General features: G+C 69.2%; 27 protein-coding genes. 17 read left to right on the top strand and 10 right to left on the bottom strand.

The window, feature by feature from the left end:
• Positions 1–3: 3 nt before the first annotated feature.
• A complete protein-coding gene (locus ACZ54P_RS12665) occupies positions 4–1,302 on the bottom strand; it encodes an ATP-grasp domain-containing protein (RefSeq protein WP_465461652.1) in 1,299 nt (432 codons plus the stop codon).
• An 83-nt stretch (positions 1,303–1,385) separates the two neighbouring features.
• Here ACZ54P_RS12665 and ACZ54P_RS12660 point away from each other — a divergent pair, with 83 nt between their 5' ends.
• The 3 genes from ACZ54P_RS12660 to ACZ54P_RS12650 are packed head-to-tail and all read left to right on the top strand — an operon-like array spanning position 1,386 to position 5,029.
• Complete coding sequence (locus ACZ54P_RS12660; RefSeq protein WP_465461651.1) at positions 1,386–2,900, top strand: FAD-dependent oxidoreductase; 1,515 nt, start codon at positions 1,386–1,388, stop codon at positions 2,898–2,900.
• The gene (locus ACZ54P_RS12655; protein ID WP_465461650.1) at positions 2,900–4,000 is read left to right on the top strand and encodes a carboxylate-amine ligase; all 1,101 of its coding nucleotides are present in this window, start codon (positions 2,900–2,902) and stop codon (positions 3,998–4,000) included. The genes ACZ54P_RS12660 and ACZ54P_RS12655 overlap by 1 nt, the downstream gene beginning before the upstream one ends.
• 18 nt (positions 4,001–4,018) lie before the next feature.
• Complete coding sequence (locus ACZ54P_RS12650) at positions 4,019–5,029, top strand: iron-containing redox enzyme family protein (RefSeq protein WP_465461649.1); 1,011 nt, start codon at positions 4,019–4,021, stop codon at positions 5,027–5,029.
• On the opposite strand, the gene ACZ54P_RS12645 is transcribed toward ACZ54P_RS12650, so the two are convergent.
• Positions 4,997–5,212, bottom strand: a complete 216-nt coding sequence (locus ACZ54P_RS12645; protein WP_465461648.1) for a CDGSH iron-sulfur domain-containing protein — start codon at positions 5,210–5,212, stop codon at positions 4,997–4,999. The two genes, ACZ54P_RS12650 and ACZ54P_RS12645, sit on opposite strands and share 33 nt — an antisense overlap.
• Positions 5,196–5,885: a methyltransferase gene (locus ACZ54P_RS12640; protein ID WP_465461647.1), complete on the bottom strand. Its 690-nt coding sequence runs from the start codon at positions 5,883–5,885 to the stop codon at positions 5,196–5,198. Before ACZ54P_RS12640 ends, ACZ54P_RS12645 begins: the two co-directional genes overlap by 17 nt.
• 156 nt (positions 5,886–6,041) lie before the next feature.
• On the opposite strand from ACZ54P_RS12640, the gene ACZ54P_RS12635 reads away from it, so the two are divergent.
• The 4 genes from ACZ54P_RS12635 to ACZ54P_RS12620 all read left to right on the top strand — a co-directional run bounded on the left by ACZ54P_RS12635 (position 6,042) and on the right by ACZ54P_RS12620 (position 8,970).
• Positions 6,042–6,179: a hypothetical protein gene (locus ACZ54P_RS12635; protein ID WP_465461646.1), complete on the top strand. Its 138-nt coding sequence runs from the start codon at positions 6,042–6,044 to the stop codon at positions 6,177–6,179.
• Positions 6,180–6,289: 110 nt separating this feature from the next.
• Positions 6,290–6,721: a DUF4383 domain-containing protein gene (locus ACZ54P_RS12630; protein ID WP_465461645.1), complete on the top strand. Its 432-nt coding sequence runs from the start codon at positions 6,290–6,292 to the stop codon at positions 6,719–6,721.
• A gap of 28 nt (positions 6,722–6,749) precedes the next feature.
• Positions 6,750–7,715, top strand: a complete 966-nt coding sequence (locus ACZ54P_RS12625) for a glycosyltransferase (protein WP_465461644.1) — start codon at positions 6,750–6,752, stop codon at positions 7,713–7,715.
• A gap of 28 nt (positions 7,716–7,743) precedes the next feature.
• Positions 7,744–8,970, top strand: coding sequence for a glycosyltransferase (locus tag ACZ54P_RS12620; protein ID WP_465461643.1), 1,227 nt, complete (start codon positions 7,744–7,746; stop codon positions 8,968–8,970).
• A 449-nt stretch (positions 8,971–9,419) separates the two neighbouring features.
• On the opposite strand, the gene ACZ54P_RS12615 is transcribed toward ACZ54P_RS12620, so the two are convergent.
• Genes ACZ54P_RS12615 through ACZ54P_RS12605 form a run of 3 tightly spaced genes read right to left on the bottom strand, consistent with a single transcriptional unit; the run spans position 9,420 to position 12,071 of the window.
• The gene (locus tag ACZ54P_RS12615) at positions 9,420–10,331 is read right to left on the bottom strand and encodes a glycosyltransferase family 2 protein (protein WP_465461642.1); all 912 of its coding nucleotides are present in this window, start codon (positions 10,329–10,331) and stop codon (positions 9,420–9,422) included.
• Positions 10,315–11,187 carry a glycosyltransferase family 2 protein gene (locus tag ACZ54P_RS12610; RefSeq protein ID WP_465461641.1) on the bottom strand — a complete coding sequence of 291 codons (873 nt, stop codon included), beginning with the start codon at positions 11,185–11,187 and terminating at the stop codon, positions 10,315–10,317. Before ACZ54P_RS12610 ends, ACZ54P_RS12615 begins: the two co-directional genes overlap by 17 nt.
• On the bottom strand, positions 11,184–12,071 hold the full coding sequence (locus ACZ54P_RS12605; protein ID WP_465461640.1) for a polysaccharide pyruvyl transferase family protein: 888 nt from the start codon (positions 12,069–12,071) through the stop codon (positions 11,184–11,186). Before ACZ54P_RS12605 ends, ACZ54P_RS12610 begins: the two co-directional genes overlap by 4 nt.
• Positions 12,072–12,143: 72 nt before the next feature.
• Between ACZ54P_RS12605 and ACZ54P_RS12600 the strand changes: the two genes are divergently transcribed.
• The 10 genes from ACZ54P_RS12600 to ACZ54P_RS12555 all read left to right on the top strand — a co-directional run bounded on the left by ACZ54P_RS12600 (position 12,144) and on the right by ACZ54P_RS12555 (position 21,523).
• Positions 12,144–13,106, top strand: a complete 963-nt coding sequence (locus ACZ54P_RS12600; protein WP_465461639.1) for an NAD-dependent epimerase/dehydratase family protein — start codon at positions 12,144–12,146, stop codon at positions 13,104–13,106.
• A 112-nt stretch (positions 13,107–13,218) separates the two neighbouring features.
• On the top strand, positions 13,219–14,841 hold the full coding sequence (locus ACZ54P_RS12595) for a carbamoyltransferase family protein (protein WP_465461638.1): 1,623 nt from the start codon (positions 13,219–13,221) through the stop codon (positions 14,839–14,841).
• 28 nt (positions 14,842–14,869) lie between these two features.
• Positions 14,870–15,433, top strand: coding sequence for a D-sedoheptulose-7-phosphate isomerase (locus tag ACZ54P_RS12590; protein ID WP_465461637.1), 564 nt, complete (start codon positions 14,870–14,872; stop codon positions 15,431–15,433).
• Positions 15,430–16,788, top strand: a complete 1,359-nt coding sequence (locus ACZ54P_RS12585) for a PfkB family carbohydrate kinase (RefSeq protein WP_465461636.1) — start codon at positions 15,430–15,432, stop codon at positions 16,786–16,788. Before ACZ54P_RS12590 ends, ACZ54P_RS12585 begins: the two co-directional genes overlap by 4 nt.
• Positions 16,788–17,474 (top strand): SDR family oxidoreductase, encoded by a 687-nt coding sequence (locus tag ACZ54P_RS12580; RefSeq protein ID WP_465461635.1) that lies wholly within the window; start codon positions 16,788–16,790, stop codon positions 17,472–17,474. The genes ACZ54P_RS12585 and ACZ54P_RS12580 overlap by 1 nt, the downstream gene beginning before the upstream one ends.
• Complete coding sequence (locus ACZ54P_RS12575; RefSeq protein WP_465461634.1) at positions 17,465–18,412, top strand: glycosyltransferase family 9 protein; 948 nt, start codon at positions 17,465–17,467, stop codon at positions 18,410–18,412. Before ACZ54P_RS12580 ends, ACZ54P_RS12575 begins: the two co-directional genes overlap by 10 nt.
• The gene (locus ACZ54P_RS12570; protein WP_465461633.1) at positions 18,405–19,715 is read left to right on the top strand and encodes a UDP-glucose dehydrogenase family protein; all 1,311 of its coding nucleotides are present in this window, start codon (positions 18,405–18,407) and stop codon (positions 19,713–19,715) included. The genes ACZ54P_RS12575 and ACZ54P_RS12570 overlap by 8 nt, the downstream gene beginning before the upstream one ends.
• The gene (locus ACZ54P_RS12565) at positions 19,712–20,323 is read left to right on the top strand and encodes a flavodoxin family protein (protein ID WP_465461632.1); all 612 of its coding nucleotides are present in this window, start codon (positions 19,712–19,714) and stop codon (positions 20,321–20,323) included. Before ACZ54P_RS12570 ends, ACZ54P_RS12565 begins: the two co-directional genes overlap by 4 nt.
• Positions 20,324–20,369: 46 nt before the next feature.
• On the top strand, positions 20,370–20,750 hold the full coding sequence (locus ACZ54P_RS12560) for a hypothetical protein (RefSeq protein WP_465461631.1): 381 nt from the start codon (positions 20,370–20,372) through the stop codon (positions 20,748–20,750).
• A 98-nt stretch (positions 20,751–20,848) separates the two neighbouring features.
• Entirely contained in the window at positions 20,849–21,523 is a 675-nt protein-coding gene (locus tag ACZ54P_RS12555; RefSeq protein ID WP_465461630.1) for a DUF6766 family protein, read from the top strand.
• Between the two features lie 277 nt (positions 21,524–21,800).
• On the opposite strand, the gene ACZ54P_RS12550 is transcribed toward ACZ54P_RS12555, so the two are convergent.
• Genes ACZ54P_RS12550 through ACZ54P_RS12535 form a run of 4 tightly spaced genes read right to left on the bottom strand, consistent with a single transcriptional unit; the run spans position 21,801 to position 25,067 of the window.
• Entirely contained in the window at positions 21,801–22,475 is a 675-nt protein-coding gene (locus ACZ54P_RS12550; RefSeq protein ID WP_465461629.1) for a phosphate signaling complex PhoU family protein, read from the bottom strand.
• A complete protein-coding gene (locus tag ACZ54P_RS12545) occupies positions 22,472–23,209 on the bottom strand; it encodes a metallophosphoesterase family protein (RefSeq protein ID WP_465461628.1) in 738 nt (245 codons plus the stop codon). Before ACZ54P_RS12545 ends, ACZ54P_RS12550 begins: the two co-directional genes overlap by 4 nt.
• Positions 23,206–24,015, bottom strand: coding sequence for a nucleotidyltransferase family protein (locus ACZ54P_RS12540; protein WP_465461627.1), 810 nt, complete (start codon positions 24,013–24,015; stop codon positions 23,206–23,208). The genes ACZ54P_RS12545 and ACZ54P_RS12540 overlap by 4 nt, the downstream gene beginning before the upstream one ends.
• On the bottom strand, positions 24,012–25,067 hold the full coding sequence (locus tag ACZ54P_RS12535; protein ID WP_465461626.1) for an NAD-dependent epimerase/dehydratase family protein: 1,056 nt from the start codon (positions 25,065–25,067) through the stop codon (positions 24,012–24,014). Before ACZ54P_RS12535 ends, ACZ54P_RS12540 begins: the two co-directional genes overlap by 4 nt.
• Positions 25,068–25,075 lie beyond the last annotated feature (8 nt).

Here is a 25,075-nt window from a genome sequence, read left to right as displayed (position 1 = left end):
GGGCTATCCCTCCTCGAATTCGAACCGCAGCGCTTCGGTGCACCGGCGGTACTTGTGCTCCATCTCCCGTTCGGTCTGCGCCGCGACGAAGAGATGGGCGAGTTCGTAGCTGTAGCTGTCCTGCGCGGGCAGTTCCGAGAGCCGCATGCCCTTCTCCGGCACGATCTCGATCTTCACGCCGGGGATCTCGGCCTCCAGGTCGGCGATCTCGGCACGAGTGGGGACACGGGTCACCATCCCGTCCTCGAAGCGGCGGTAGTACCACTTGCCCGCGATCTGGTAGTCGCCCCGATGCCGCCGCTCGCCGGGATCCTCGCCGAGCCCGAGTTTCACCATGATCTGGTGGTTCGCCAAGCCGTCGACGTATTCGAAGAGCTCGGCGTGGGACTGGGAATGCCTCGGGTTGATCTCCAGCAGGCAGGCCTGCCCGGATTCGGGATGGCAGAAGAACTCGATGCTGAACGTGGCGTTGTCGAAGCCGATCTGCTCCATCACCAGTACCGAGATCTCCTTCATCCGCCGGACGGAGTCGTCCGGCAGCTGCGACGGGTACTGATGTCTCATGAAGCAAGGCGTGTCGGGGTAGTTGATGGAATCGAGCACGCCGTACACGGTGACCTGTCCATCGCGGACGTAGCCTTCGGTCGCGGCCTGGACTCCGGTGAGCGCGCCTTCCGCCAGGCAGGCCGCACCGCCGGCCTCGGCCACCGCGGCGGGAAGATCGACCTTGCCGAGGATGTAGTCGAAGGGTTTGCCGACCCGGTCGACCCCGTCGCGGATCTCGGCGACGGCCTTGGTGAACTCCTCGTCGTTCGCGACGTGGAAGGCCAGTTCGGACGAGAACGACTTCACCGGCTTGAGCCACATGGGGTAATCGACACCATCGGGTGGCTCAGGCTTCTCGCTGTCCAAATCGACGATACCGAACGAGGGCAATTCGTCGATCACCTTCGACTGTTCGAGCCGGCTCCAGTACTTGTGCTCGGTTTTGAGCACCGCCTCGAGCGGGACACCCGGCAGGCCGTACTTCTCGCACAGCATCGCCACCATCGTCGAGGACGGGAAGTCCCAGTAGCTGACGATGGCGTCGATCTCGCCGTCGAAGGCGTCGAGCTGCTTCTGCGCCTTCTCCATGAGATCGATGATCGGGATCTCCCCGTACTGGAGTTCCTCGACCGACAGCAACTGATGGAAGCGGTACCGGTCCGCGCCCGGAATCCGGTTCAGCACCTCTTCGTTGCTCTCGTCGAGACCGATCACGAAGATGTTCTTTTCCTCGGGGGACCTAGGACCTGTGTTCATGACCGACGGCTACCCCGCTCCCCGAGCCGGAAAACCCCGCCGTCGCTGGTTTGCCCGCGTTGGCGTGCGGGAATACGGGCGCCATGACGGAGTTGCCCGGAACGCGTTCACTGTGGCTCGACACCGCTCCCGCTCCTGATCGGACCGGCACTCCGCTGCCGAGGGAGGTCGATGTCGCCGTCCTCGGCGGTGGCATCGCGGGGCTGACCACCGCCTACCGGCTGGCCAGGGCGGGACGCTCGGTGCTCGTTCTGGAGGCGGCCCGTCTCGCGGCGGGTGTTTCGGGCCACACCACGGCGAAGATCAGCACCCAGCACGGGCTGAAGTACGCCACCTTGACCAAGACCAAGGGCGCCGACGCCGCCGCGACCTACGCGTACACGCAAGCCGCGGCTTTGGACTGGATCGCCGCCGCTTCGGCCGAACTCGGCATCGACTGCGGATTCACCCGCGCGGACAGTTTCGTCTACACGACCCGGCCGGGGACGGTGGAAGACCTCGAACGGGAAGCCGAAGCCGCCGCCGAAGCCGGTCTGCCCGCCTCGTACGTCACCGACATCGACCTCGACGTGCCCTCGCTCGGTGCGGTGAAGTTCGCCGGGCAGGCCCATTTCCACCCGCGCCGGTGGCTGCTCGGCCTCGCGGAGGAGATCGAACGCGCGGGCGGCACGATCGTGGAGGGCGTCCGCGCGGAAGGCGTCGACGAACTCGGCGGTACCCGGGTGCGGACCACCGCGGGAGAGGTGCGGGCGGGTGAAGTCGTGGTGGCGACCCACTATCCAATGCTGGATCGCGGCCTGTTCTTCGCACGACTCGACCCGGTGCGTGATCTGGTCGTCGCGGGCCCGGTCGAGGGCAACCGGCGAGTGGACGGGATGTATCTCGACGCCGACACGCACCACTCCGTTCGCGGCTATCTCAACGACGGTGTCCCATACGCGGTCGCGGGCGGCGAGCATTACCGCGTCGGCGACTCCGTCGACGTGGAGAGCCGCTACGAACGACTGGCGAGCTGGGCCGGCGAGCACGCCGGCGTGCGCCGGGTGACCCACCGCTGGTCCGCTCACGACCTGTCCACTGTGGACTCAGTGCCGTACGTCGGCCGCTACCACCCGGCGAGCCGTCACCTCTGGGTCGCCACCGGCTTCGGCCAGTGGGGGATGACCGGCGGCACCGCGGCGGGACTGCTGCTGGCGGATCTGCTGACCGGCCGGGAGAACCCCTCGGCGAGCCTTTACGACCCGAACCGCTTCGACCTCCGCTCCGCGATCACGACCGTGGAGAACAACGCGACGGTGGCGAAGTTCCTGGTGGGCGACCATGTCAGCGCGCTGCGCAAACCCGCGGCCCTGGACGAACTCGCTCCCGGCGAGGCCAAGGTCACCCGGGACGGGGGCGAACTCGTCGCCGCCTACCGCGATCCCGAAGGCGAACTGCACGCCGTCGGCGCGCATTGCACCCACCTCGGCTGCCTGGTCGCGTTCAACAACGCCGAGAAGACCTGGGACTGCCCGTGCCACGGCTCGCGCTTCGCCTTGGACGGCTCGGTGATGCAGGGGCCCGCCGTGCACGCCCTGCCGAAGAAGCGGGAGCGGTGATGACCGGCATCGGTGTCGAAGAGGAGTTCCTGCTGGTCGACCCCAGAACCGGGGTGAGCTGCCCGCGCGCGGAAGCCGTGCTCGCCCGGCAGCAGGCCTGCTGCCCGCTCCCCGACGGCGCCGCGGTACACCGGGAATTGCGGCCGACGCAGATCGAGGCAGCCACCGGCATCTGCGAGACCTCGGAGGAGCTGTACCACCATCTGGTGGCGGGGCGCCGGTCACTCGCCGAAGCGGCCGCCGCCGAAGACTGCGCCATCATCGCCTCGGGCACTCCCCTGCGCGGTCCGCCCGAGCGCGATCACCAGCCCGGCGACGACCGGTTCGGCAAGGTGGACGACCTGTACGCGGGCGTGGTGCGGTCCTACGAAGCCTGTGGTTGTCACGTCCACATCGGCGTGCCCGACCGCGACACGGCGGTCGCCGTGACGAACCATCTGGCCGAATGGCTGCCCACGCTGCTCGCCCTGTCCGGAAACTCGCCGTTCGACGGCGGCCGGGACAGCGGTTACGACAGCTGGCGGATGGTGGAGCAAAGCCGGTTCCCCGGCTCCGGGATCGCACCGCACTTCGCGGACATCGAGGACTACGAGATCCAGGTCGACCGGCTGGTGGATTGCGGCGTGCTCGTCGACGCCAAACAGACCTTCTGGCTGGCGAGGCCGTCACCGAGCTGGCCGACGGTCGAGGTCCGCGCGGCCGATACCGCCTCCACCGTGGACGAGGCCGTGTTGCAGGCACTGCTGACGCGCGCGCTGGTGCGCACCGCGCTCGACGCGCTGGACAAGGGCGTCGAAGCCGAAGCCCTCGACCCGCAGATCGCGGCGGCCGCCGTCTGGTCGGCCGCGCGGTACGGGCTGTCCGGACCGGCCATCGATCCGATCGCCGGGAAACCGGTCCCGGCCACCGGCAGGCTCGCCTCGCTGCGGGAGCACACGCGGTCGGCGCTGGCGGAGACCGGTGATCTGGCGCTCGTGAACAGCCTTCTCAACCAGCTCGAGAACGGGGGAACCGGCGCCGAACGGCAACGCCGGGCCGCCGCCGACGGGGAGATCGCGGTGCTGCGAATGTTGACCGAGGAAACGGTTCCGCACGGGTAGATCGGGTATCCCCCGCTCATGACGACGACGGAAACACAGGTGGCCGCGCGGCTGCCGGAGATCCGCGGCCCGCTGTCCGCCGCCGTGATCGACACCTTGGCGGGCGGGCGCACCAACGATTTCGACCTCGACGAGGTGTGGAACGCCGACCCCTTCGGCGAAGACCTGCAACTGGCGTTGCACGTCTGTTACGAACTCCACTATCAGGGTTTCGCCGAGGTGGATCCGGGCTGGGAATGGGACACGGGGCTGCTCCGCTTCCGCGGCGCGCTGGAACGCGTCTTCCTCGCCGGCATCCGGGCCGCCGTGCCCGGCGGGGACGACGTCGACGGCCTGCTCGACGAACTCCTGGTCGAACCGGTCGACGGGACCGGGGTCTCCCACTTCCTGCGCGACGACGGCGCCTGGTGGCACATCGAGGAGTACTTCGCGCACCGGTCGATCTACCATCTGAAGGAGGCCGATCCGCACGCGTGGGTGATCCCGCGTCTGCGCGGAAAGGCAAAGGCCGCACTGGTCGCGGTCGAGTTCGACGAGTTCGGCGGCGGCCGGGCCGATCAGGCGCATTCCCGGCTGTTCGCGGATCTGCTGACCGCGGCCGGCCTGTCGCCGGACTATCTCGCCTACCTGGATCACGTCCCCGGCTGCACGCTGGCGACGGTGAACATGATGTCGCTGTTCGGTCTGCACCGGAGCCTCCGCGGCGCCCTCGTCGGGCATTTCGCGAGCGCCGAGATCACCACGGCCCCGGCCGCACGGCGGATGGACGAGGCGCTGCGACGGCTCGGTGGCGCGGCGGAGTGCCGGTACTTCTACACCGAGCACATCGAGGCGGACGCCGTGCACGAACAGGTACTGCGGCACGACGTCATCGGCGATCTGCTGGCTCGGGAGCCGGAACTCGCGGCGGACGTCGCACTGGGTATCCAGGCGACCGACCTGCTGGAGTCCCGGCTCGCCGACCACCTCATGAAGGCCTGGTCGGCCGGGGAGTCCTCACTCCTCCGGCCGCTGCACCCCTTGCCGTGACCTGCGGCGGTGGCTGGTGTCGCACAACGGATAACGCTTGCTGCGACGGCAGGCGCAGAGGGCGACCAGGAACCGGTCAGAGGTCACCGTTTCACCCTCCGGGGTGACGATCTCGACCGGTCCCTCCACCAGCATGGGGCCGCCGGGTTCGATCCGTACGCGCGTCCTACGGCCGGTCGGCACGGATCACCACCAGTTCTTCGAGCCGCTGGCCCGCGGTGATCAGACCAGCGGCTTCGAGGAACTCCGCCCGCTTCCGCATCACCGGTCCGAACGGGATGAACCGGCTCGCCACCACGGCGGCCGTCATCCCGGCGGTCCGCAACTCTTCCAGGGACTTGTCGACACCCGCCACGGTGGACTGGACGAGCAGGAGATAGCCACCCGGAGCGACCAGGGACGGCGCTTCCGAGCAGACCGGGCTCAGCACGACCCGCCCGTCCGGCCCGGCGTCCCAGGCACGTGCCGCGCCGGTCGCCGGAACCGGGCACGGAACATACGGCGGGTTGGCCAATACGACGTCGTACGGTCCCCCATGGGCCGCCTCTGCCAGGCTGCCGCGTACCGGCCGGACCGGCAGCCGCCGCAGGCGCGCGTTCGCCCACACCGCGGCCAAGGCCCGGCGGGAGATGTCCACGGCGGTCACCGAACCGGCACCGCTCGCCGCCGCCGTCAACGCGAGCGCGCCGGTCCCCGTACAGAGATCAAGCACCTTCGCTCCCGCCGTCACTCCCGACGCTCGCAAGGCCGTCGCGAGAAACCAGGTGTCGTCCTGTGGTCGGTACACCCCGGGCGGCCGGAGCAGCCAAGGCCGCGCCGGGGCGAGTGGTCTCGCGGAACTGGTGATCGCGGTCATGGCCCCTCCGATTTGCCGATTCGGTGCTTCCGGCTACCCCGGCCGTCCGGAGCCAAACGTCCACAGTGGTCTCGAAAATGGCGCCGCCGAACGGGATTGACCGGGTCCGGGGGCGGGTAGCCCATCGGTGAACCGTCGAGGATTCGAGGTGCCCATATGGGTGACGACCAGGACAAGGCCGCCACGGCCGAGAGCAAGAAGAAGGACCGCGAAGAGGAACGCCAAGAGGTGCGGGGCGAGCAAGGCACGTCCTCCGGCGATCCGCACGACGACACGGATCCGCAGTCCGGCTGAGCTCCAACCGGGATCGCCACGGACACCCTCGATCGGGGGTATCCGTGGCGTTTTCATGGCGCCCTCACGGGGTATCCGTAGCGGTCTTTGGTGAACGGAGGGCCTTTCCGATGAACGAACGTTCGACCATCTCGCCCCTGCGGCCGGTGGTGCTGGTCATCGCACTGGTCCATTTGGTACTGGGCGTGCTCGGTTTTTTCTTCCTGCCTGAAGCCAACGAGGCCGGGCAGAACACTCTCTGGATCTTCAGCGCGACGGGGATGCTCAACGTCATCCGCACGATCGTGGGTGTGCTCGGGGTGGCGGCGGTACTGAAACCATCCGCCATCCTCGCCTACTGCTGGATCGTTTTCGTCGCGTTCGCCGGTTTGACCGCGTTCGGAGTGCTTTCCGCGGCGACGAATTCGGCGGGTGACGCAGTCAATTTCGGCTGGGCGGACAATATTCTGCACGCGCTCACCTCGCTGACCGCGCTGGCGGTCTCCCTCCTCGTCATGCGGCGGGCGCGACGAGATCAGGCTCGGACGTCGACCGACGTTTAATTCGGTTCCAGAGGGTAATCAGTCGTACATGACGAAGATGGCGCCGCTCAGGGTCTTGCTGTGGCACGTTCACGGTTCGTGGTCCGAGGCCTTCGTACGGGGTGGGCACCGCTACTACCTCCCTACCCTCGACGAAGGCGGGCCCTGGGGGCGAGGCCTGAGCGGACGCGACTGGCCCGCCGCGGAGGAGGTTCCCGTCGATCGGCTGAGGGACCTCGACGTCGACGTCGTCATCCTGCAACGTCCCGACGAGCTCACTTTGGCGGCCCGGTGGCTGCGCCGTCGCCCCGGCAAGGACATACCCGCGATCTACGTCGAGCACAACACCCCCCGGCCGCACGCGGTGTCCACCCGCCATCCCCTCGCCGACCGCGACGATATCCCGCTCGTCCACGTGACGCACTTCAACGAGCTCATGTGGGACTCGGGCATCGCGCCCACGGTCGTTGTGCCGCACGGGATTCCCGATCCCGGCGAGCGGTACACCGGCGAACTCCCGCACGGTGCCGCGATGATCAACGAACCCGTCCGGCGGGGCCGGATCACCGGCACCGACCTGCTCCCCACGTTCGCGGAGATCGCCCCCGTGGACGTATTCGGCATCGGCAGCGGGGAACTCGAGGGCAAGCACCCGGGAGTGCGACCGGGTGGTGACCTCCCGAGCCGGGAATTGCACACCGAGGCCGCCAAACGCCGGGTCTATCTGCACACCGCCCGCTGGACGTCACTCGGTCTTTCGCTGCTCGAGGCGATGCACCTGGGGATGCCGGTCGTCGCGCTGGCCACCACCGAAGCGACGCTGGCCGTGCCACCCGACGCGGGGGCGATTTCGACCGACGTCAAGAAGCTGGCGAAGGCCTACCGGGAGCTTGTCCACGAACCTGATTTCGCCGTACTGGCAGGGAAGGCGGCGCGAGAACACGCGCTGGCGCATTACGGCCTCGCCGCTTTCCTCAAGCGCTGGGACGCCCTGCTCGCCGAGGTGACCGCTTGATCCGCCGGGAGCGGACGGAAGGAGACTGATGAAGATCGCGATGGTTTCCGAGCACGCCAGCCCGCTCGCCGCGCTGGGCGGTGCCGACGCCGGTGGCCAGAACGTCCACGTCGCCGAGCTGTCGGCCGCGCTGAGCCGTCAAGGGCACGACGTCACCGTCTACACGCGCCGCGAGAACCGCCGCTCCCCCGCGATGGTGGAGGCTCCGGACGGCTACCGGGTCGTCCACGTGTCCGCCGGGCCGCCGAAGAAGCTGCCGAAGGACGACCTCCTGCCGCATATGGGCGAATTCGGCCGGGTGCTCCGCTCCAAATGGGCCAAGGAGCGTCCCGAGGTGGTCCACGCGCACTTCTGGATGTCCGGCCTCGCCTCGGTGCTCGCGGCCAAGGCCCTGGAAATCCCGGTGACGCAGACCTTCCACGCCCTCGGCGCGGTGAAACAGCGCTACCAGGGCAAGAACGACACCAGTCCGGCGGACCGCGTCCGGCTCGAGCGGATGATCGCCAAACAGGTCCACCGGGTGATCGCGACCTGTTCGGACGAGGTGTTCGAACTCGTGCGCATGGGTTTGACGCGCTCGCGTGTCTCGGTCGTGCCTTGCGGCGTCGACCTCACGACGTTCACTTCGGACGGCGAGGTCGCTCCCCGCACGGCCCCACATCGGATCGTGAGTGTGGGCAGGCTGGTGCCACGCAAGGGTTTCGACATCGCCATCGCCGCGCTGGCCGGATTGCCCGACACCGAACTGGTCATCGCCGGCGGCCCGGGATCAGGCGACCTCACCAAAGACCCCGAAGCACGACGCCTGCGCGATATCGCCGAAAGGGCCGGGGTGAGCGGCCGGGTCCACATGCCGGGGCAGGTTGCACGGAAGGACATGCCCGCACTCCTGCGGTCCGCCGACGCCGTCGTCTGCACCCCTTGGTACGAACCCTTCGGCATCGTGCCGCTGGAAGCGATGGCATGCGGTGTCCCGGTGGTGGCCAGCGCCGTCGGCGGCCTGATCGACACGGTGATCCACGGCGTCACCGGCCTGCACGTCCCGCCGCGCGACCCCAAGGCGCTCGTGACCGCGCTGCGACGGCTGGTCCCGGACTCGTCCCTGCGCGAAACGTACGGCGTGGCGGGCTGCGACCGGGTGCGCGCGCGGTACTCGTGGGACCGGGTGGCGGCGGATACCGCGCGGGCTTACGAGCGGATCCTGACGAACGAGACCGAAGCCGCTTCGGAAGCGGAGGCAGGTGTGGGTTCTTGAGGCGCGTTTAGTCAGCTGAATGCGGTCGTGAGTGGCGATTCGGGTTAGAACCCGAATCGCCACTCACGACCACCGGTACCGACGCGGGCCTGTTCCCCGGGGTGAGGGGGGCTGGGCGAAGGCGTAACGCGCGTGCTCAGAGACGTAACTCGCGTGCCTGAACCCCGCACTCGAGTGATACGCCTCCCAGCACGCGAGATACGCCTCCAAGCACGCGAGATACGCCTCCAAGCACGCGAGATACGGCTCCAAGCACGCGAGTACGGCGCCACGTCACCCAAGCCACCATCCCGCCCGAACACGCCACGTTTGCCTTGACCCTCTATACCCTCACGACCCCACGCAGGCGTCAGAATGTGTCCTTTGTGGACACTTGAGGTCGGACGGCGCCCGGAAATCGGGCTCGCGCTGGCGTCACTCGCGACCGCGCGACGACCAAAGGCCGCGCCTCACCCGACATACCGCCGCGCCACCGAATTCCGCTGGGCGTCCTCCAGCAGCACCAGCCCCCGCTCCACCTCCACCGGCACCACCTCACGATTCCGCAGCACCCAGGGAATCCCTCGCACCGCCTCGGCCACCGCCGTCACGGTCGCCCGGTCGAACGGCGCCGAGCGCAGCACGGTGACCATGCGGCGCAGGACGCTGGAGACCGGTCGTCGTAGCCACAGCGTCCATAGGGTGTTCCGAATCCCGAGTTGCCGTCGGCGGCGCGGATCCCGGAGGGTCGAGGGCGCGTGGTGGATCACCATGTCCTCGTCCCAGCACATCCACCAGCCTCGCGCGGCCAGGTCGAGGGCGAACAGTTCCTCTTCCCCGCCGAGCCACATGCGTTCGGAGAATCCGCCGACGTCGGTGAACGCGCGGACGCGGACGGCCGACAGGCCCGCCATCACGCCCAGCAACGCGGGGCCGGGTAGCCAGTCCGGTCCGGGGACGGGCGAATGCCTCAGTTCCGGGGTGATGGGGTCCTCTGTCAGGTCGGGTTCCACCAGGCACCGGCCGGTCACCACGCCGAGACCGGGATAACGGTCGAGTTGATCGGCGGCGCGTGTCAGGGCGCCCGGCTGCCATCGGGTGTCGTCGTCGCAGAAGGCGACATACGGCGTTTTCACGGCGCGGACGGCGACGTTTCTGGCGACCGCGCCCAGGTTCCGGGGCGACCGGAGCACCCGGACGTCCGGATACCGCCGCTCGACGGCGTCCGCGGATCCGTCGGTGGAGGCGTTGTCCACCAGGACGATCGGCGCGGCGTCGGGCAGCGCCGTCATCTGCTCGAGTGTTTCCAGCAGCTGCTCACACCGGTTGTGGGTGATCATGACGACCGTGATCCGGTCCTGCACTTCAGCCTCCCTGGGCATGTTCGAGAACACGGATCTGGCGCTCCACGCCGTCGGGGAGCGGACGGCGTTCGGCGAGCGCCGACGGCAGACGTCGGAGCAGTCCGGCAAGCGCACCCACCACTTGTGGCTCACGCGGGATCCTGGTGAGCACGCGAAGCCCGTCGGTGAGGCACTGGCGTACCGGTCGGCGCATGACCGTGATCAGCAACCGGTTCCGCAGTTCGGCACGCTCACGCCAGCCGCGTGACGGCCGCACCGTCGACGGGTGGTGGTGTGCCCGCACCCGGTCCACGTAGCACAGCCGCCAGCCGTGGGCGGCGAGATCGTAGGACAGCAACCGTTCCTCGGCGCCGAAATGCAGCAACGGGTGGAATCCCGCCGCCTGCAGGTACGCCTTCCGGCGGACGACGGCCGAGCACGCGAGGAAACCGAGCACCGAAGGCCCCGGTGATCCGTCGGGCGTGCCCAACGGACTCTCCGCCATGAGCGAGACGACCGGATCCTCACGTTCTTCCTCGCCGACAAGGGTTTTCGCCGCGACCAGTCCGACGTCGGAGTGGGTGTCGAGGATCCGCTCGGCTTCGGCGAGGGCGTCCTCGGCCCACCAGGAGTCGTCGTCACTGAAGGCGACATACGGTGTCCGCGCCAGCGCGACGCCGAGATTCCGGGCCGCCGCACCGAGGTTGCGCGGCAGCCGGACCAGCCGGACGCCGGGGAACTCCGCGGCACGATCGGCGGTGTCGTCGCTGGACGCGTTGTCCAGCACGATCACCGGAGGTCGTGGCCGCAAGGCCGTCAGCTCGGTCAAGGTCCTGGTCAGTTCCGTGGCGCGGTTCCGGGTGGCGATCACCACCGTGGTCCGGGCACCGGTCATCGCATCGGCCCCGTCTTGAGCGCCTTGGCCATGTCCTTGACGAGTCTGTTGTCCGTGGGCAACGCGCGGAGGGCGGCCACCGCCCGGCCCTGGACGGAGGAACACCACCGCCACCATGAATTGAGGACCTCCGGCTGCGTCGCCTCCTCGGCGGGGACGAGTGCCGGCCACCCGAGCGCGTTGGCCTGGGCGGTCACTTTTCCGCCACCGGCGACCGGGTCGACGGCCAGTACCGGTACGCCTGCCCGGAGTCCCAGCACCAGGCCGTGCAGTCTGGTCGTGACCACGAGGTCCAGATGCGAAAGGATCGAGGTGAACTGATCCGGTGTCTCGCACCGTTCCCAATCCGACGACGCCAGCCGTGTGTCGAGGGGCAGCCTGCCGCAGTCGACCCCGGCCACCCACTCGGTCACCGCGGCGTGGACTTCGTTGTGCCGTGCGGCGTCACCGTATTCCCGTTGTTCCGGGGCGAGGATGATGCCGGCCACGAGCACCTCGTCGGTCGCGGCCTCGAGGGAGAGATCCGGTACGGCGATCCCGCCGCGATCACGGGGCAGCACCTGATCGAAGCCGGTGACCGTGTCGTCCTCGGGATCGATCACCGAGACCCCGACGGCGATCCGCCAGCAGTGCGCGAAGCGCCGGTGCACCTCGCGCACCTGCCACCCGTGCGCGGGCCCGCAGACGAACACGACATGGGTGTAGCGCGCCGGGTCCACTTCCTCGTAGCTCAATTCTCGTGGGCGGTAGACGGGACTCCACGCCACATCATGCGGAACGCCGACAGTCGACAGTGCCTCGTCGATTCGGCGCATGCTGAGGACATCGCCCGCGGTGGCCTCCCCATGCCGGAAACTCGCCCAGCCGATCACCAATGTGCGCATATTCGACGCTTACCCCGCCCCGCCCGGTTCACACGGGGTTTTTTCCGGGGTCCACCCGGGTAGCCCGTCGCCATGACCGCAGCGTTCGAACGTGCCTTGGTGACCGGGGGTGCCGGCTTCGTCGGGTCGCACCTGTGCGAGCGGCTGCTGGCGGCGGGCACCGAAGTCGTCGCGGTCGACAACTTCGCCACCGCCGATGCCGGCAACGTCGAACATCTTCTCGACCTTCCCGGCTTCCGGTTGGCGCCCCGGGACGTCACCGCGCCGCTGGACGAGCCAGGCCACTTCGACGTCGTGTTTCACCTGGCCTCCGCCGCCTCGCCGCGCGACTACTTCCGGCTTCCGCTGGAAACGCTGCGCGCGGGGTCGTACGGCACCGAGCACGCGTTGGACATCGCCGAACGCGACGGCGCCCGCTTCGTCCTCGCGTCCACCAGCGAGGTCTACGGCGATCCGCGGGAACATCCGCAGCGAGAGGACTACTGGGGTCATGTGAACCCGATCGGCCCGCGCAGTGTCTACGACGAGGCCAAGCGGTACGCCGAAGCGCTCACGTCGGCCATGCGCCGGGAGCGTGGGGTGAACACCGCCATCGCCCGGATCTTCAACACCTACGGGCCGAGGATGCGCCCCGACGACGGCCGGATGATCCCGACGTTCATCTGCCAGGCACTCAGCGGCGCGCCGCTCACCGTGGCCGGGACGGGACAACAGACCCGGTCGATCTGCTACGTGGACGACACCGTCCGCGGCCTGCTCGCGCTGGCGGTTTCCGATCTGCCGGGTCCGGTGAATCTGGGGAATCCGCACGAACTCACCGTGCTGCGGATCGCCAAGGAGGTCTTGTCGGTCACCGGCAGCTCGTCCGCGATCGAGTACATCGAGGCCGCGGTCGACGATCCGACGCGCCGCTGCCCCGACATCTCACTCGCGCGCCGCGAACTCGGCTGGGAGCCGGAGGTCGACATGGCGGAGGGACTCCCGCGCACCGTCGACTGGTACGCCCGGAACAACCCCCTCGAACCGCTTCGCTGAGTAGCGACGTCCTGGGCTTTTGCGCCGCGTCGTTTATCCACGATTGCACCGGGTAGCGCTAGAGGAGCAAGGGCGGGTCACGGCCCGCATCCCGGAACAGAGAGGTGGCCCGGTGCGCATTCTCGGTGTCAACGCCGTCTTCCATGATCCGGCCGCCGCGCTGGTCGTCGACGGGGAGATCGTGGCCGCGGCGGAGGAGGAACGGTTCAGCCGTCGCAAACACGGCAAACGACCCGTCCCGTTCTCCGCCTGGGAACAACCGGCCGAAGCGGCCGCGTGGTGTCTCGCCGAAGCGGGCATCTCCCCGCAGGATCTCGACGCGGTCGGCTATTCCTACGACCCGGCCTTGGTCGATCCCGGTCTCGACGGCCACGACGGGAAGAACGAAGGCCTGCGGACCGACTACGCCCGCCGGGCGCCCGCCTTCCTCAAGGCGGCACTGCCCGGCCTGGACCCGGCGATCGTCCGGTTCGTCCGGCACCATGTCGCGCACGCCGCGTCGGCCGCGCTGGCCGCGCCGTTCGACGACTGCGCGGTCCTGGTCGCCGACGGCCGCGGCGAGAGCACGTCCTATCTCGCCGGTGAGTACCGCGACGGCAAGTTCGAGGAACTCGCGCAGCAGCGACTCCCCCATTCACTCGGCCTGATGTACGAGGATCTCACCGAGCACCTCGGATTCGCCCGCTCCAGTGACGAGTACAAGGTGATGGCGCTGGCCTCGTACGGGACACCGCGATTCCTCGACCAGATCCGCGAACACGTCCACACCAACGGGATGGGTTTCCGGACCGACCCGATCGACTGGACGTCGTTCGCGCCCGCCGTCGAGCCCGGCCAGGAACCACAGCGGGTGCACGCGGATCTGACCGCGAGCGTCCAGCGCTGTCTGGAGGACGTCCTCCTCGACCTGACCAGGGGGCTCCACGAGCGCACCGGACAGACCGATCTGGCTCTCGCGGGCGGGATCGCGCTCAACTGTGTCGCGAACACCCGGCTCCACGCGGAGGGCCCCTTCGACCGGATCTGGGTGCAGCCCGCCGCCGGTGACGCGGGCACCGCGCTCGGCGCGGCCTTGCAGCTCGCGGCCGACTTCGGTGAGCGCGGCGAGCCGATGTCCGGTGCGGATCTGGGCCGTGGCTGGACGGACGACCAACTGGAAAGCGTGCTCAAGACCGCGAACGTGCGCTACGAGCGCCCGGACGACGTCGCCGAGACGGTGGCGGAGGCGCTCGCGGACGACCGGATCGTGGCCTGGTTCCAAGGCCGGGCCGAGTTCGGCCCGCGCGCGCTCGGCCACCGTTCGCTGCTGGCGCACCCTGGGCACAAAGCGAATCTCGAACGGCTCAACGACGTCAAGGGCCGCGAACAGTTCCGGCCGGTGGCGCCGATGGTGCTCGCCGAACGCGCCGGTGACGTCTTCTCCCGTGGCCCGCTTCCCAGCCCCTACATGCTTTTCGTGCACGACGTCGCTCCACAATGGAGGGACCGGATCCCGGCGGTCACCCATGTCGACGGCACCGCCCGCGTGCAGACCGTCGATCCCGCGCAGGAACCGCTGGTGGCCAGGATGCTGGCGGCGTTCGAACGGCGCACCGGGGTGCCCGCGGTCGTCAACACCAGTCTCAACACCGCGGGACGGCCGATGGTCGACTCTCCGCGGGACGCGCTCGAGTGTTTCGGCTCCGCGCCCATCGACCTGCTCGCCATCGGCCCCTTCGTGGTCCGCCGCCCGTGAACTCCTTGAACGACTTTGGAGGTGTCTCGTGATCGAAGAACACTTCGCCGCGTTGAGGGACGCGGCCGGGAAATCCGTTTCCTGGGCGCCCAAACTCCGTGACTGGGGTGACCATCTGGCCACCGTCCTGTCCTCCGGCGGCCGACTGCTCGCCTGCGGCAACGGCGGAAGCGCCGCCGAAGCGCAGCATCTCACCGGTGAGCTGGTGGGCCGGTTCCGCAACGACCGGCAGCCGTTCTCGGCGATCGCCCTGCACGCGGACACCTCCGCCGGTACGGCCATCGTCAACGACTACGGCGAACACGAACTGTTCGCCCGCCAGGTCCGGGCACACGGCCGTCCCGGTGACATCCTCGTCTGCCTGTCCACCAGTGGTACCAGCCAGAACGTCGTCGCGGCGGCGAAGGCCGCCCACGAACTCGGCATCACGACGTGGGCGCTGACCGGCCCCTCCCCCAATCCGCTCGCCTCGCTGTGCCACGAGGCGATCCCGGTGGAGGCCGCGTCCACGGCCACCGTGCAGGAAGTCCATCTGGCACTGGTCCACGCCTTGTGCACCGCGCTGGACGACGCGCTCGGGGTGCCGACGTGAGGCCGCTGGTCGTGCTGGGCGACGCCCTGCTGGACGTCGACATCGACGGCACTTCCGAGCGGCTCTGCCCGGACGCGCCCGTCCCCGTGGTCGATCTCGACCGGCATTGGCGGCGGCCGGGCGGCGCCGGCCTCGCCGCGCTGCTCGCGGCGCGGTCCACCGCCCACGTCGTCCTGGTCGCGCCACTCGGCGGTGACCAGGAAGGGCGCGCGCTGACCGGGTTGCTGGAGCGCGAGGTCGCGCTTGTCCCGATGCCCTTGCAGGGCACCACCGTCACCAAGACGAGGGTGCGGGCCGCCGGGCAGTCCCTGGTCCGCCTCGACAGCGGCGACGGCACGGCGGACATGACGCCCTTGTCCCGCGAGGTGCGGGACGCGCTGCGTTCGGCGGGGACGATCCTCGTCGCCGACTACGGCCGGGGAGTCACCGCCCATCCCGGCGTCCGGAAGCTGCTCGCGGAACTGGCAGGCGAGATCCCGATCGTCTGGGATCCGCATCCGCGTGGCGCCGAACCGGTACCCGGAGTGCGGCTGGCCACGCCGAATCTGGCCGAGGCCGAGCACTTCACCGAAACCCGGTCCGGCCCGGAAGACCTGGCCGAACGGTTGCGCGAACTGTGGCCCGTCGAAGCGGTCAGCGTCACCACAGGCCAGCACGGGGCCGTCCTGAACGACGGAGAGCGGTGCGCGTCGTTCCGGCCGCCCACCGGTATCACCGCCAAGGACACCTGCGGCGCGGGTGACCGCTTCGCCTCCGCGGTGGCCGCCGCGCTGCTCGACGGGGCGGCCATCGACGACGCGGTGGCCTCGGGGGTCGAAACCGCCGCGCGGTTCGTCGCCACCGGCGGTGCCGCGACTTTGTCCACTATGGACACCCGAGCCGAGCAGGAAACCCAGAACAATGGCGCTTCGGCCTTCGATGTCGCCGCTCGGGTCCGCGCGCGGGGCGGCAGGCTGGTCGCCACCGGCGGCTGTTTCGATCTGCTGCATCCCGGGCACGCCAGTCTCCTGCGCCAGGCGCGCGCACTCGGCGACGCGCTGATCGTGTGCCTCAACTCCGATGAATCGGTACGCCGCCTGAAAGGACCGGGACGGCCGATCGTGGCCGCCCGCGACCGCGCTCGGCTGCTCACCGAACTCAGTTCCGTCGACGCCGTCGCGGTGTTCGACGAACCCGATCCCGCCGCACTGCTGGACCGCCTGCGCCCGGACGTCTGGGTCAAGGGCGGCGACTACGCGGACACGGAACTCCCCGAGAGCGCCGTGGTCCGCCGGCACGGCGGCGAGATCGTCCTGATCCCGACCATCCGCGGCTACTCCACCTCCAGGCTGGTGGCCGCGGCGGAAGGAGCATGATGCGTGCTCTCGGCAACATCCTGATCACCGGCGGCGCTTCCGGCCTCGGTGCCGCGACCATCGAAGCCGTCCGCGAGGCCGGCGGCACCCCGCTCGTCATCGACCGCGCCGAACCCGCCGCCGACGTCGACTTCGTCCAGGCCGATCTGGCCGATTCCACCGCGGCCGAGAACGCCGTGCGGACCCTCGCCGAACGTGCGGGCGGCCTCGACGGGGTGTTCACCGCGGCGGGTACCGATGCCTGCGGGGCGCTCGACGACGTGTCCACAGAGGACTGGGAACGCGTGATCCGGGTCAACCTGCTCGGCACGGCCGCGGTCGTCCGTGCGGCACTGCCCTATCTGCGCGAAAGCCACGGCACGGTCGTCACCTGCGCCTCCACGCTCGGGGTCCGGGTCGCGGGCGACGCGAGTGCCTACTGCGCCTCGAAATTCGGGGTCGTCGGCTTCACGAGGGCGCTCGCCATGGAGCTCGCCGGCCGCGTCGGGGTGACCTTGCTCGTCCCCGGCGGAATGCACACGGCGTTCTTCGACGACCGGGCCGAGCAGTACAAGCCGCCGCCGGACGCGAAGCTCAACCAGCCCGAACACGTCGCCGCGAGCGTGGTGTTCGCGCTGTCGCAGCCACCCGGCTGTGAGGTCCGCGAACTCGTGGTCTGCGCGTCGGAGGAAGGGTCGTGGCCGTGAGTGGCGGCATTCTCGTGCTGCGCGCGCTCGGCCTGGGGGATCTGCTCACCGGTGTCCCCGCGTTGCGCGCCCTGCGCCGCGCGTTCGACGGCGAACGGCTGGTCCTCGCCGCCCCGGAAGGCCTCCGCGACATCGTCGAGCTCATCGACGCGGTGGACGAACTGCTGCCGACGGGGGGTCTCGGCGACCTGTCGTGGCCCGGCGAACCACCCCGGCTCGCGGTCAACCTGCACGGCCGCGGCCCGGAGAGCATCCACGACCTGCTCGCGCAGGATCCGGTCGAGCTGATCACCCACCGGCATCCGGACTTTCCCGGTGTCGACGGCCCGGACTGGCCCGAGGACGTGCACGAGGTCGATCGCTGGTGCCGTCTGCTGGAAGCGGCCCGTATCCCGGCGGAGCGCGACGCGCTCGAGCTCCCGCCGCCGCCCGGGCCGAGTCCGGCACCCGGTGCCGTAGTGATCCATCCCGGTGCCGCCTTCGCGGCCCGCCGCTGGCCGCCGGAGCGTTTCGCGCACGTGGCGCGGGAACTCGCCGGACGGCACCGGGTGGTCGTCACCGGCAGTGCCGCCGAAGTACCGCTCGCCAGGGAGGTCGCCGAAGCGGCCGGGCTGCCGGAAGACGCCGTTCTCGCCGGGAACACCGGCCTCGCCGAACTCGCCGCCACCGTCGCGGAGGCGAAGCTGATCATCTGTGGCGACACCGGCGTCGGGCATCTCGCCACGGCGTATGGAACGCCTTCGGTGCTGCTGTTCGGGCCGACCCCGCCGTGCCGCTGGGGCCCGCCGCCCGGCGCGCGGCAGCACGTGGTGCTCTGGGTGGGCGACGTCGGCGATCCGCACGCCGACCGGCCGGATCCGGGTCTGCTGTTGTTGCGGGAAGACCGCGTCGTCACCGCGGCCGAAGGATTGCTCGGGGAAAGGGCGTCTCATGGGTGAGCGGGTAGGCGTGATCGGCGCCGGATACGTCGGCCTGACGAGCGCCGCGTGCTTCGCACACTTGGGCCACCAGGTCATCTGCGTCGACAACGATCAGTCCAAAGTAGACGCACTCGACCGCGGTGAGGTCACCATCGCCGAGCCGGGCCTCGAAGAGCTGGTCCGCGACGGCCTGAACTGCCGACGGCTGCGGTTCTCCACGGCACCGGAGGCACTGTCCGATGTGGACGTGATCCTGCTGTGCCTGCCCACTCCGAAGGGCGACGACGGGAACGCCGACGTCCGCATCTTCGAAGAGGTCGTCGCCACCCTGCCCGACCTGCTCGAATCGGGATGCGTCGTCGTCACGAAGTCCACCGTCCCGGTGGGCACCGGCGCGCGGCTGCCGGAGCTGCTGGGCAGGGCTGACCTGCCGGTGGTGAGCAACCCGGAATTCCTCCGTGAAGGCCACGCCGTCGAGGACTTCCTGAACCCCGACCGGATCGTGCTGGGTTCGACGGAGGAAAACCGGCCCGCCGCCGAGCGAGTGGCCGCGTTGTACGGCGAGAGCAGCGCTCCGGTCTGGTTCACCGACCCGGCGAGTGCCGAGCTGACGAAGTACGCCAGCAACGCGTTCCTGGCGATGAAGGTGTCCTACGTGAACATCCTCGCCGAACTCTGCGAGCACTACGGTGCCGACATCCGCGACGTCGGGCGGCTCATGGGGCTCGATCCCCGGATCGGCCCCGCGTTCCTCTCCCCCGGCCCCGGCTGGGGCGGTTCGTGCCTGCCCAAGGACACCGCCGCGCTGCTGCGGACCGCCGAGCACGCCGGCGTCGACTTCGGCATCCTGCGTGACGCCATGAAGGCCAACGCACGCCAGCAGGCCGCCGTGACGCGAAAGATCCGGCTGGCCGTCACCGGCGCTCCGGACGGCTCGCTCGCGGGCGTCCGCATCGGACTGCTGGGGCTGGCGTTCAAAGCGGGCACCGGGGATCTGCGGGACTCCCCCGCGCTGGCGATCGCCCGGGAACTCGCCCGCGGCGGCGCGATCCTGACCGCCTACGACCCCGGCGTCGAAGCGGTCGAGCCCGACATCGTCCAGGTCGTCGACGACCCGTATCTGGTGGCGAAGGACGCCGCCGCGCTGGTGGTGCTCACCGAATGGCCCGAGTTCCGGGATCTCGACTGGGACCGGCTCGCCGCGGCGGCCGAGCGCGCCGTCGTGGTCGACGCCAGGAATCTCCTGGACCCGGCGGCCGTCGCCCGCGCCGGGTTCACCCATACGGGGCTCGGCACCGATCCGAACAGGAGGACACGATGACCCAGCCGTTGAAGGCCCTCGCACTGGTGTGCACGCTCAAACCGTCGCCGTCCCCGACGAGCAGCGGGCTGATCGCCCAGCAGGTGCTGGACAAACTGGCCGAACGCGGGGTGACCGGCGAACTGGTGCGCGTCGTCGACCACGACGTCAAACCCGGCGTCGAGGCCGACATGGGCGAAGGCGACGCCTGGCCCGAAATCCGCCGCAAGATCGCCGCCGCCGACATCCTCCTGATCTCGACGCCGACCTGGGTCGGGCACATGTCCAGTGTGGCCCAACGGGTACTGGAACGGCTCGACGCCGAACTGTCCGAAACCGACGACGAGGGCAGGCCGTCGATGTTCGGCAAGGTCGCCGTCACCGCGGTCGTCGGCAACGAGGACGGTGCGCACAAGATCACCGCGGATCTGTTCCAGGCGCTCAACGACATCGGCTTCACCGTGCCCGCGCAGGGTGGGACGTACTGGAACGGTGAAGCCATGAAGCCGGGCGACTACAACGACCTCGACGAGACACCGGAAGCGGTCGAATCGACCAACGCGACCCTGGCCCGCAACGCCGTCCACCTGGCGAACCTGCTGCGGACGAGCCAATACCCGGCGTCATGACGAAACGCGGTGTGTAGTCGAGTGCCCGGCGGGGTACCTGTAGCCCGTGATCGTCAAAGTGCTGGCGTTCGGCGTAGGTCTGCTGGTGGCCGGATGTACCGGAGCGAGCGGGCAGGAGCCGGTGAAGGAAGCCACCGGGCGGTTCCTCGGCGCACTCGCGTCGGGTGATCAGCGCTCGGCGTGCGCTTTGCTCGCGCCCCGGGTGCGCGAATCCTGGGGCCCGGAGGGCTGCGAACACGGTCTCGCCGAGGTGGCACTGCCGGGCGGCACTCCCGAAACGGTGTCGGTCTGGAGCGAAGAAGCCCAGGTCAAGACCAGTAGCGACACCCTCTTCCTGCACGAATTCTCCGTCGGCTGGCTGATCACCGGGGCGGGTTGCCGTCCCCGCAACGAGCAGGTCTACGACTGCGCAGTAGGTGGACCATGAGAGCACGAGGGGTCTTCACCGTTTACCTGACCCTCGTCGTGGCAGGCCTCGGTTACTGCATCCTTCTCGGATTGCTGCACCGGTGAGGGAGACCGACGATGCGACGCTTTCTTCGTGACAACGGGCTCTCACTGGGCTTCGGGCTACTGTTCCTCGCCAGCCTCGCGGGGCAGGCGTTCGCCGGCCTCGCCGACTTCAACGACGGACAGCTTCGGCACGCCGCCGAACCCGTCGGCCTGCTCGACTACCTGACTTCCGCCGTCTTCGCCGTCGACGTCGCCGAAAACTGGCAATCCGAATACCTGCAATTCTTCCTCTACGTTTTCGCCACCGTGTGGCTCTTGCAACGCGGTTCACCCGAATCCAAACCCGCCGGCCGGGTCGGCTTGGAAAGCGACGAAGACCAGCAGGTCGGCGCACATGCCACCAACCAGTCCCCGCCCTGGGTGCGGGCGGGCGGCTGGCGCACCGGGATCTTCTCGGTGTCGCTCGGCCTGATGATGCTGGGCCTGTTCCTGCTGTCGTGGCTGGCCCAGTCGGTGGCCGGGGTGAGCGCCTACAACGCCGAGCAGATCGCCGACTTCGGCAATCCCTTGAGCTGGTTCGAGTACCTGGTCTCGCCCGACTTCTGGAACCGGTCCCTGCAGAACTGGCAATCGGAATTCCTCGCCATCGGTTCGATGGCGGTATTCAGCGTATATCTGCGCCAGCGCGGTTCCCCGGAATCGAAACCGGTCGGCGCACCCCATCACGCCACCAACGAATCGGGGTGAGTTCCCGCGCGAATCGGGTGCGGAAGTGAGGGGCAGAGCGAAGGCGTAACTCGCGTGCTCAGAGACGTAACTCGCGTGCCTGAACCCCGCACTCGGGTGATACGCCTCCAAGCACGCGAGATACGGCTCCAAGCACGCGAGTACGGCGCCACGTCACCCAAACCACCATCCCGACCGAACACACCACGTTTGCCTTAACCCTCTAGAGAACGACCCAAATCGGGCACGCTCGTGTCGAAAGGGTCCCTTATGGACAGTCAAGAGCCGCCGGTAGTGCTCACGCAGACTCGACGACAGCGTCCCGTACCGAAGAAGCGGGCAACTCCCCCGTCAGCGCGAAATCCACTCGCCGCGCCACCGAGACGACCTGGTCGGCGAACCGCTCGTAGAACCGCGCCAGCAACGTAACCGAAATCGCGGGCGCGACGCCCTCGGTCCAGCCGGGGCCGGTCACCAGCTCCATCAGCTCCTCGTAGAGGGCGTCGACGCGCTGATCGGACCGCGCCAGCGACTGGAACACCTCGGCGGTGGACCCGTCGATCGCCGCGCCGAGGTCTTCCGCCATCGAACAGGCCAGCGCCCCCATCTCGCCGAACCGCCCGGTGAGCGCGTCGGGGACGGCGAACTCCGGCGACCGCAGGGCCTGCTCGGCGATGTGCTGGGCGAGGTCGCCCATCCGCTCCAGCCGGTCGGCGCAGTACACCGCGGCGAGCACGGTCCGCAGGTCCCGCGCGACCGGTGCCTGCAGGGCGAGCAGCTTCTGCGCGGTCTCCTCGCACTCGGTGCGCGCCGCGTTCAACCGCGCTTCGACCGTCGCGAGTTCGGCGGCGGCCTCGACGTCTTGGTCGAGAAAGACGCGGTTGGCCAGGCGAAGCTCCTCACACGCCATGCCGCACATATCCGACAAGCGCTCACCGAGGACGCTCAGCTGACCATGGAATCGTTCCCTCATGCCAATGCCTTCGCTGGCTCAAGAACGTACGTCGCGTAGGCCGACCGGATCACCGGCTGGGCGACATTGCGCACCGGCACCCCGCCCGGGCTGACGCCCTGTTCGCTGCCGTAATGCGCGTGTCCGTGCAGCGCCAGGGCGGCCCCGACCTCGTCGATCGGTTCGCACAACAGGTACGAACCGAGGAACGGGTGGATCTCCGGGGGTTCGCCGTGCAGCGTACCGGGGATCGGCGCGTAGTGCGTCAGCGCGACGATCACGTCCGGCTCCTCCTGCCGGAGCCCTTCGAGCGCACCGCGAAGCCGGTTGGCCGCCGCGATGGTGTGCTCGACGAAATCCTTCATCTCCCGTTCGCCGAACCGGCTCGCGCATTTGCCCGCGAAGCCGCCGCCGAATCCTTTCACCCCGGCGACGCCGAGTGTCCCGCCGTCGAGTTTCACCGTGGTGGCGTTGCCTTCCAGGACGGTGATCCCGCTTTCCTCCAGCAATCCGCTGACCGCTTCGGCCTGGTCCGAGTGGTAGTCGTGGTTGCCGAGTACCGACACCACCGGGACGTCGAGCCCGGCGAATTCGTCGGCGACCACCCTGGCCTCGTCGAGGGTGCCGTGCCGGGTGAGGTCGCCGGCGAGCAGCAGCACGTCGGCGTGTTCGGCGATGTTGTCCAGTGCCGGCCGCAGCAGGCCTCGGTTGTCCTCACCGAGGTGGACGTCCCCGACCGCGGCGACCCGGATCACCGGATCTCCTCGGCGCGCGCGGGTTCGCGCACGTCGGCCAGCCGGACGTCGTTGTGCACGAGTTCGGCGGCGATGTGTTCGCAGATGACGGCCTCGACATCGGCCTTGCGGTTCTCGCAGGCGACCTCGCCGCTGAGCCGGACCTGGTCGCCGCGCACCGTGACGTGTACACCGAGTTCGGCCGTCCTCGGATCCTCGGCCAGCGCCTTGGTCAGCCTCGCTACCAGGTACTGGGGTGCCTCCGATGGCATCGGGAGCTCCTTTCCGTCGATGATGGACAGTGCCGCGAGCAGGGTCAGGAACGACCACGCGTAAGGAGACTCGGAGGTCTCCTCGGCCACCCGGTGCCAGTCGACCTGCTCGCGGAGGTCGCGCGCGATCCGCAGCAGGGGCCCGAAATCGCACCGGTGCGGGCTGAGAACGAGGACCTTGTCGACGAGCAGATCCGTGCCGTTGAGCACGGGCGCGGCGGTCGCCCCGATCCGCATCAGCGAAGCGCGGTCGAGCATCTCGTCGGTCACCGGACGGTGGTTGGGCCGGAAGATCAGGTCGACCAGGCAGTCTCCGTCGTAGACCTTCGTGAGCCAGTCCTCCGGCGGGTGCACGCGTCTCATCCCCGCGGCCTCCAGTGCTTTCGCCGCTTCCTCGATGTCCTCGTGCTTGAGGAAGAGGTCGACATCGTGGTCGGACGGAGGACCGCCTCGCGCGTAGACGGCGAGACCGCCCGCGACGGCGAACCGCACCGAAGTCGCGTCCAAAGTGGTCACCACCTTGGTCAAGGTGTGCAACAGTTCCTTCTCGTTCACGGTCGCTCCCCCACTCCGGTCGCCAGTTCGTGGGCTCGGCCGACGTCCGGTTTCAGCGGCTCGGTCGGCAACCCTTTCCCTTCCCGCAGTCCCTTGAGGAAGGCTTCGATCGCTTCTTCCGAGGAGTAGCGCGGCGTCCAGCCCAATTCCTCCTTGGCCCGCGTGCAGTCCATCACCGGCAGGTGCAGGACCGCGTCGAACAGGCCCGGGGTGGCCGGGATCAGGTGCAGGGCCCAGGCCGCGGCGAGCGCGCGGCGGACGAAGACCGCCGGGACCTTCACCGGCTTGGCATCGAAGATCCGGGCCAGGGCGCGGGTGTCCAGCACCGGGTCGGCGGCGATGTTGAACGCGCCCTTGACCTCCTGCAGCGCGCAGCGGCGGTAGGCGTCGGCCACGTCGTCGGTGTGCGCGGTCTGGATCCGCAGCTGCGGGATGTCCGGCAGCAGCGGTATCAAGGAGGGGCGCACGAGCTTCTCCGGCACGAACGGCCCGCCGAAGAGGCGGCGCTGTTCCTGAGCCGCGGCCTTCTGGAACAGAAACCCCGGACGCACCCGCACCACCCGCATGCGCGGATGGCTCCGGTCGAACGCTTCGAGAACCCTTTCCACATAAGCTTTTTCGCGGGTGTAGGCGGCCTTCGGTGAGCCGTGCGTCGGCCAGTCCTCGGTCACCGGGTGGTCGTCGTCGCGTGGCGAGTACGCCCCGATCGACGAGGCGTATATCAGCGCCGGGACGCGCATGGCCTGTGCGGTCTCGAAGACCCGGATCGAGCCGAGCACGTTGGCGCGCCAGGTGATCTCGGGCCGGTGGGTGGGCTGGAACAGCCAGGCGAGGTGGATCACCACGTCGGCGCCGTCGAAGACGGCACGAAGGTCGTCGCGGGCGACGTCGGCGGTGACGAACTCGGTTTTCGGGCTCTCCCATCGGCTGGGGCGCCTGGCCACGCCCACGATCGACCCGACTTCGGGATCCGAGCCGAGCGCACGCACGACGGCCGTGCCGACGTTCCCCGTGGCACCGGTGACCACGATCCGCTTTCCGCTTCCGGTCATGGGTACGG

The organism is Amycolatopsis sp. NPDC034160, assembly GCF_055575355.1.
The sequence above is the reverse complement of the archived record's forward strand: the minus strand, read 5'-3'. Positions and strand labels throughout refer to the sequence as shown.

Bases quoted from the DNA above. Each gene is read 5' to 3' on its own strand.
- ACZ54P_RS12660 (WP_465461651.1), top strand. From the start codon at position 1,386: ATGACGGAGTTGCCCGGAACGCGTTCACTGTGGCTCGACACCGCTCCC.
- ACZ54P_RS12600 (WP_465461639.1), top strand. From the start codon at position 12,144: ATGACCGCAGCGTTCGAACGTGCCTTGGTGACCGGGGGTGCCGGCTTC.
- ACZ54P_RS12535 (WP_465461626.1), bottom strand. From the start codon at position 25,067: ATGACCGGAAGCGGAAAGCGGATCGTGGTCACCGGTGCCACGGGGAAC.
- ACZ54P_RS12665 (WP_465461652.1), bottom strand. From the start codon at position 1,302: ATGAACACAGGTCCTAGGTCCCCCGAGGAAAAGAACATCTTCGTGATC.
- ACZ54P_RS12620 (WP_465461643.1), top strand. From the start codon at position 7,744: ATGAAGATCGCGATGGTTTCCGAGCACGCCAGCCCGCTCGCCGCGCTG.
- ACZ54P_RS12565 (WP_465461632.1), top strand. From the start codon at position 19,712: ATGACCCAGCCGTTGAAGGCCCTCGCACTGGTGTGCACGCTCAAACCG.
- ACZ54P_RS12640 (WP_465461647.1), bottom strand. From the start codon at position 5,885: ATGACCGCGATCACCAGTTCCGCGAGACCACTCGCCCCGGCGCGGCCT.
- ACZ54P_RS12615 (WP_465461642.1), bottom strand. From the start codon at position 10,331: ATGCCCAGGGAGGCTGAAGTGCAGGACCGGATCACGGTCGTCATGATC.
- ACZ54P_RS12580 (WP_465461635.1), top strand. From the start codon at position 16,788: ATGCGTGCTCTCGGCAACATCCTGATCACCGGCGGCGCTTCCGGCCTC.
- ACZ54P_RS12630 (WP_465461645.1), top strand. From the start codon at position 6,290: ATGAACGAACGTTCGACCATCTCGCCCCTGCGGCCGGTGGTGCTGGTC.
- ACZ54P_RS12555 (WP_465461630.1), top strand. From the start codon at position 20,849: ATGCGACGCTTTCTTCGTGACAACGGGCTCTCACTGGGCTTCGGGCTA.
- ACZ54P_RS12570 (WP_465461633.1), top strand. From the start codon at position 18,405: ATGGGTGAGCGGGTAGGCGTGATCGGCGCCGGATACGTCGGCCTGACG.
- ACZ54P_RS12610 (WP_465461641.1), bottom strand. From the start codon at position 11,187: ATGACCGGTGCCCGGACCACGGTGGTGATCGCCACCCGGAACCGCGCC.
- ACZ54P_RS12550 (WP_465461629.1), bottom strand. From the start codon at position 22,475: ATGAGGGAACGATTCCATGGTCAGCTGAGCGTCCTCGGTGAGCGCTTG.
- ACZ54P_RS12605 (WP_465461640.1), bottom strand. From the start codon at position 12,071: ATGCGCACATTGGTGATCGGCTGGGCGAGTTTCCGGCATGGGGAGGCC.
- ACZ54P_RS12650 (WP_465461649.1), top strand. From the start codon at position 4,019: ATGACGACGACGGAAACACAGGTGGCCGCGCGGCTGCCGGAGATCCGC.
- ACZ54P_RS12655 (WP_465461650.1), top strand. From the start codon at position 2,900: ATGACCGGCATCGGTGTCGAAGAGGAGTTCCTGCTGGTCGACCCCAGA.
- ACZ54P_RS12625 (WP_465461644.1), top strand. From the start codon at position 6,750: ATGACGAAGATGGCGCCGCTCAGGGTCTTGCTGTGGCACGTTCACGGT.
- ACZ54P_RS12635 (WP_465461646.1), top strand. From the start codon at position 6,042: ATGGGTGACGACCAGGACAAGGCCGCCACGGCCGAGAGCAAGAAGAAG.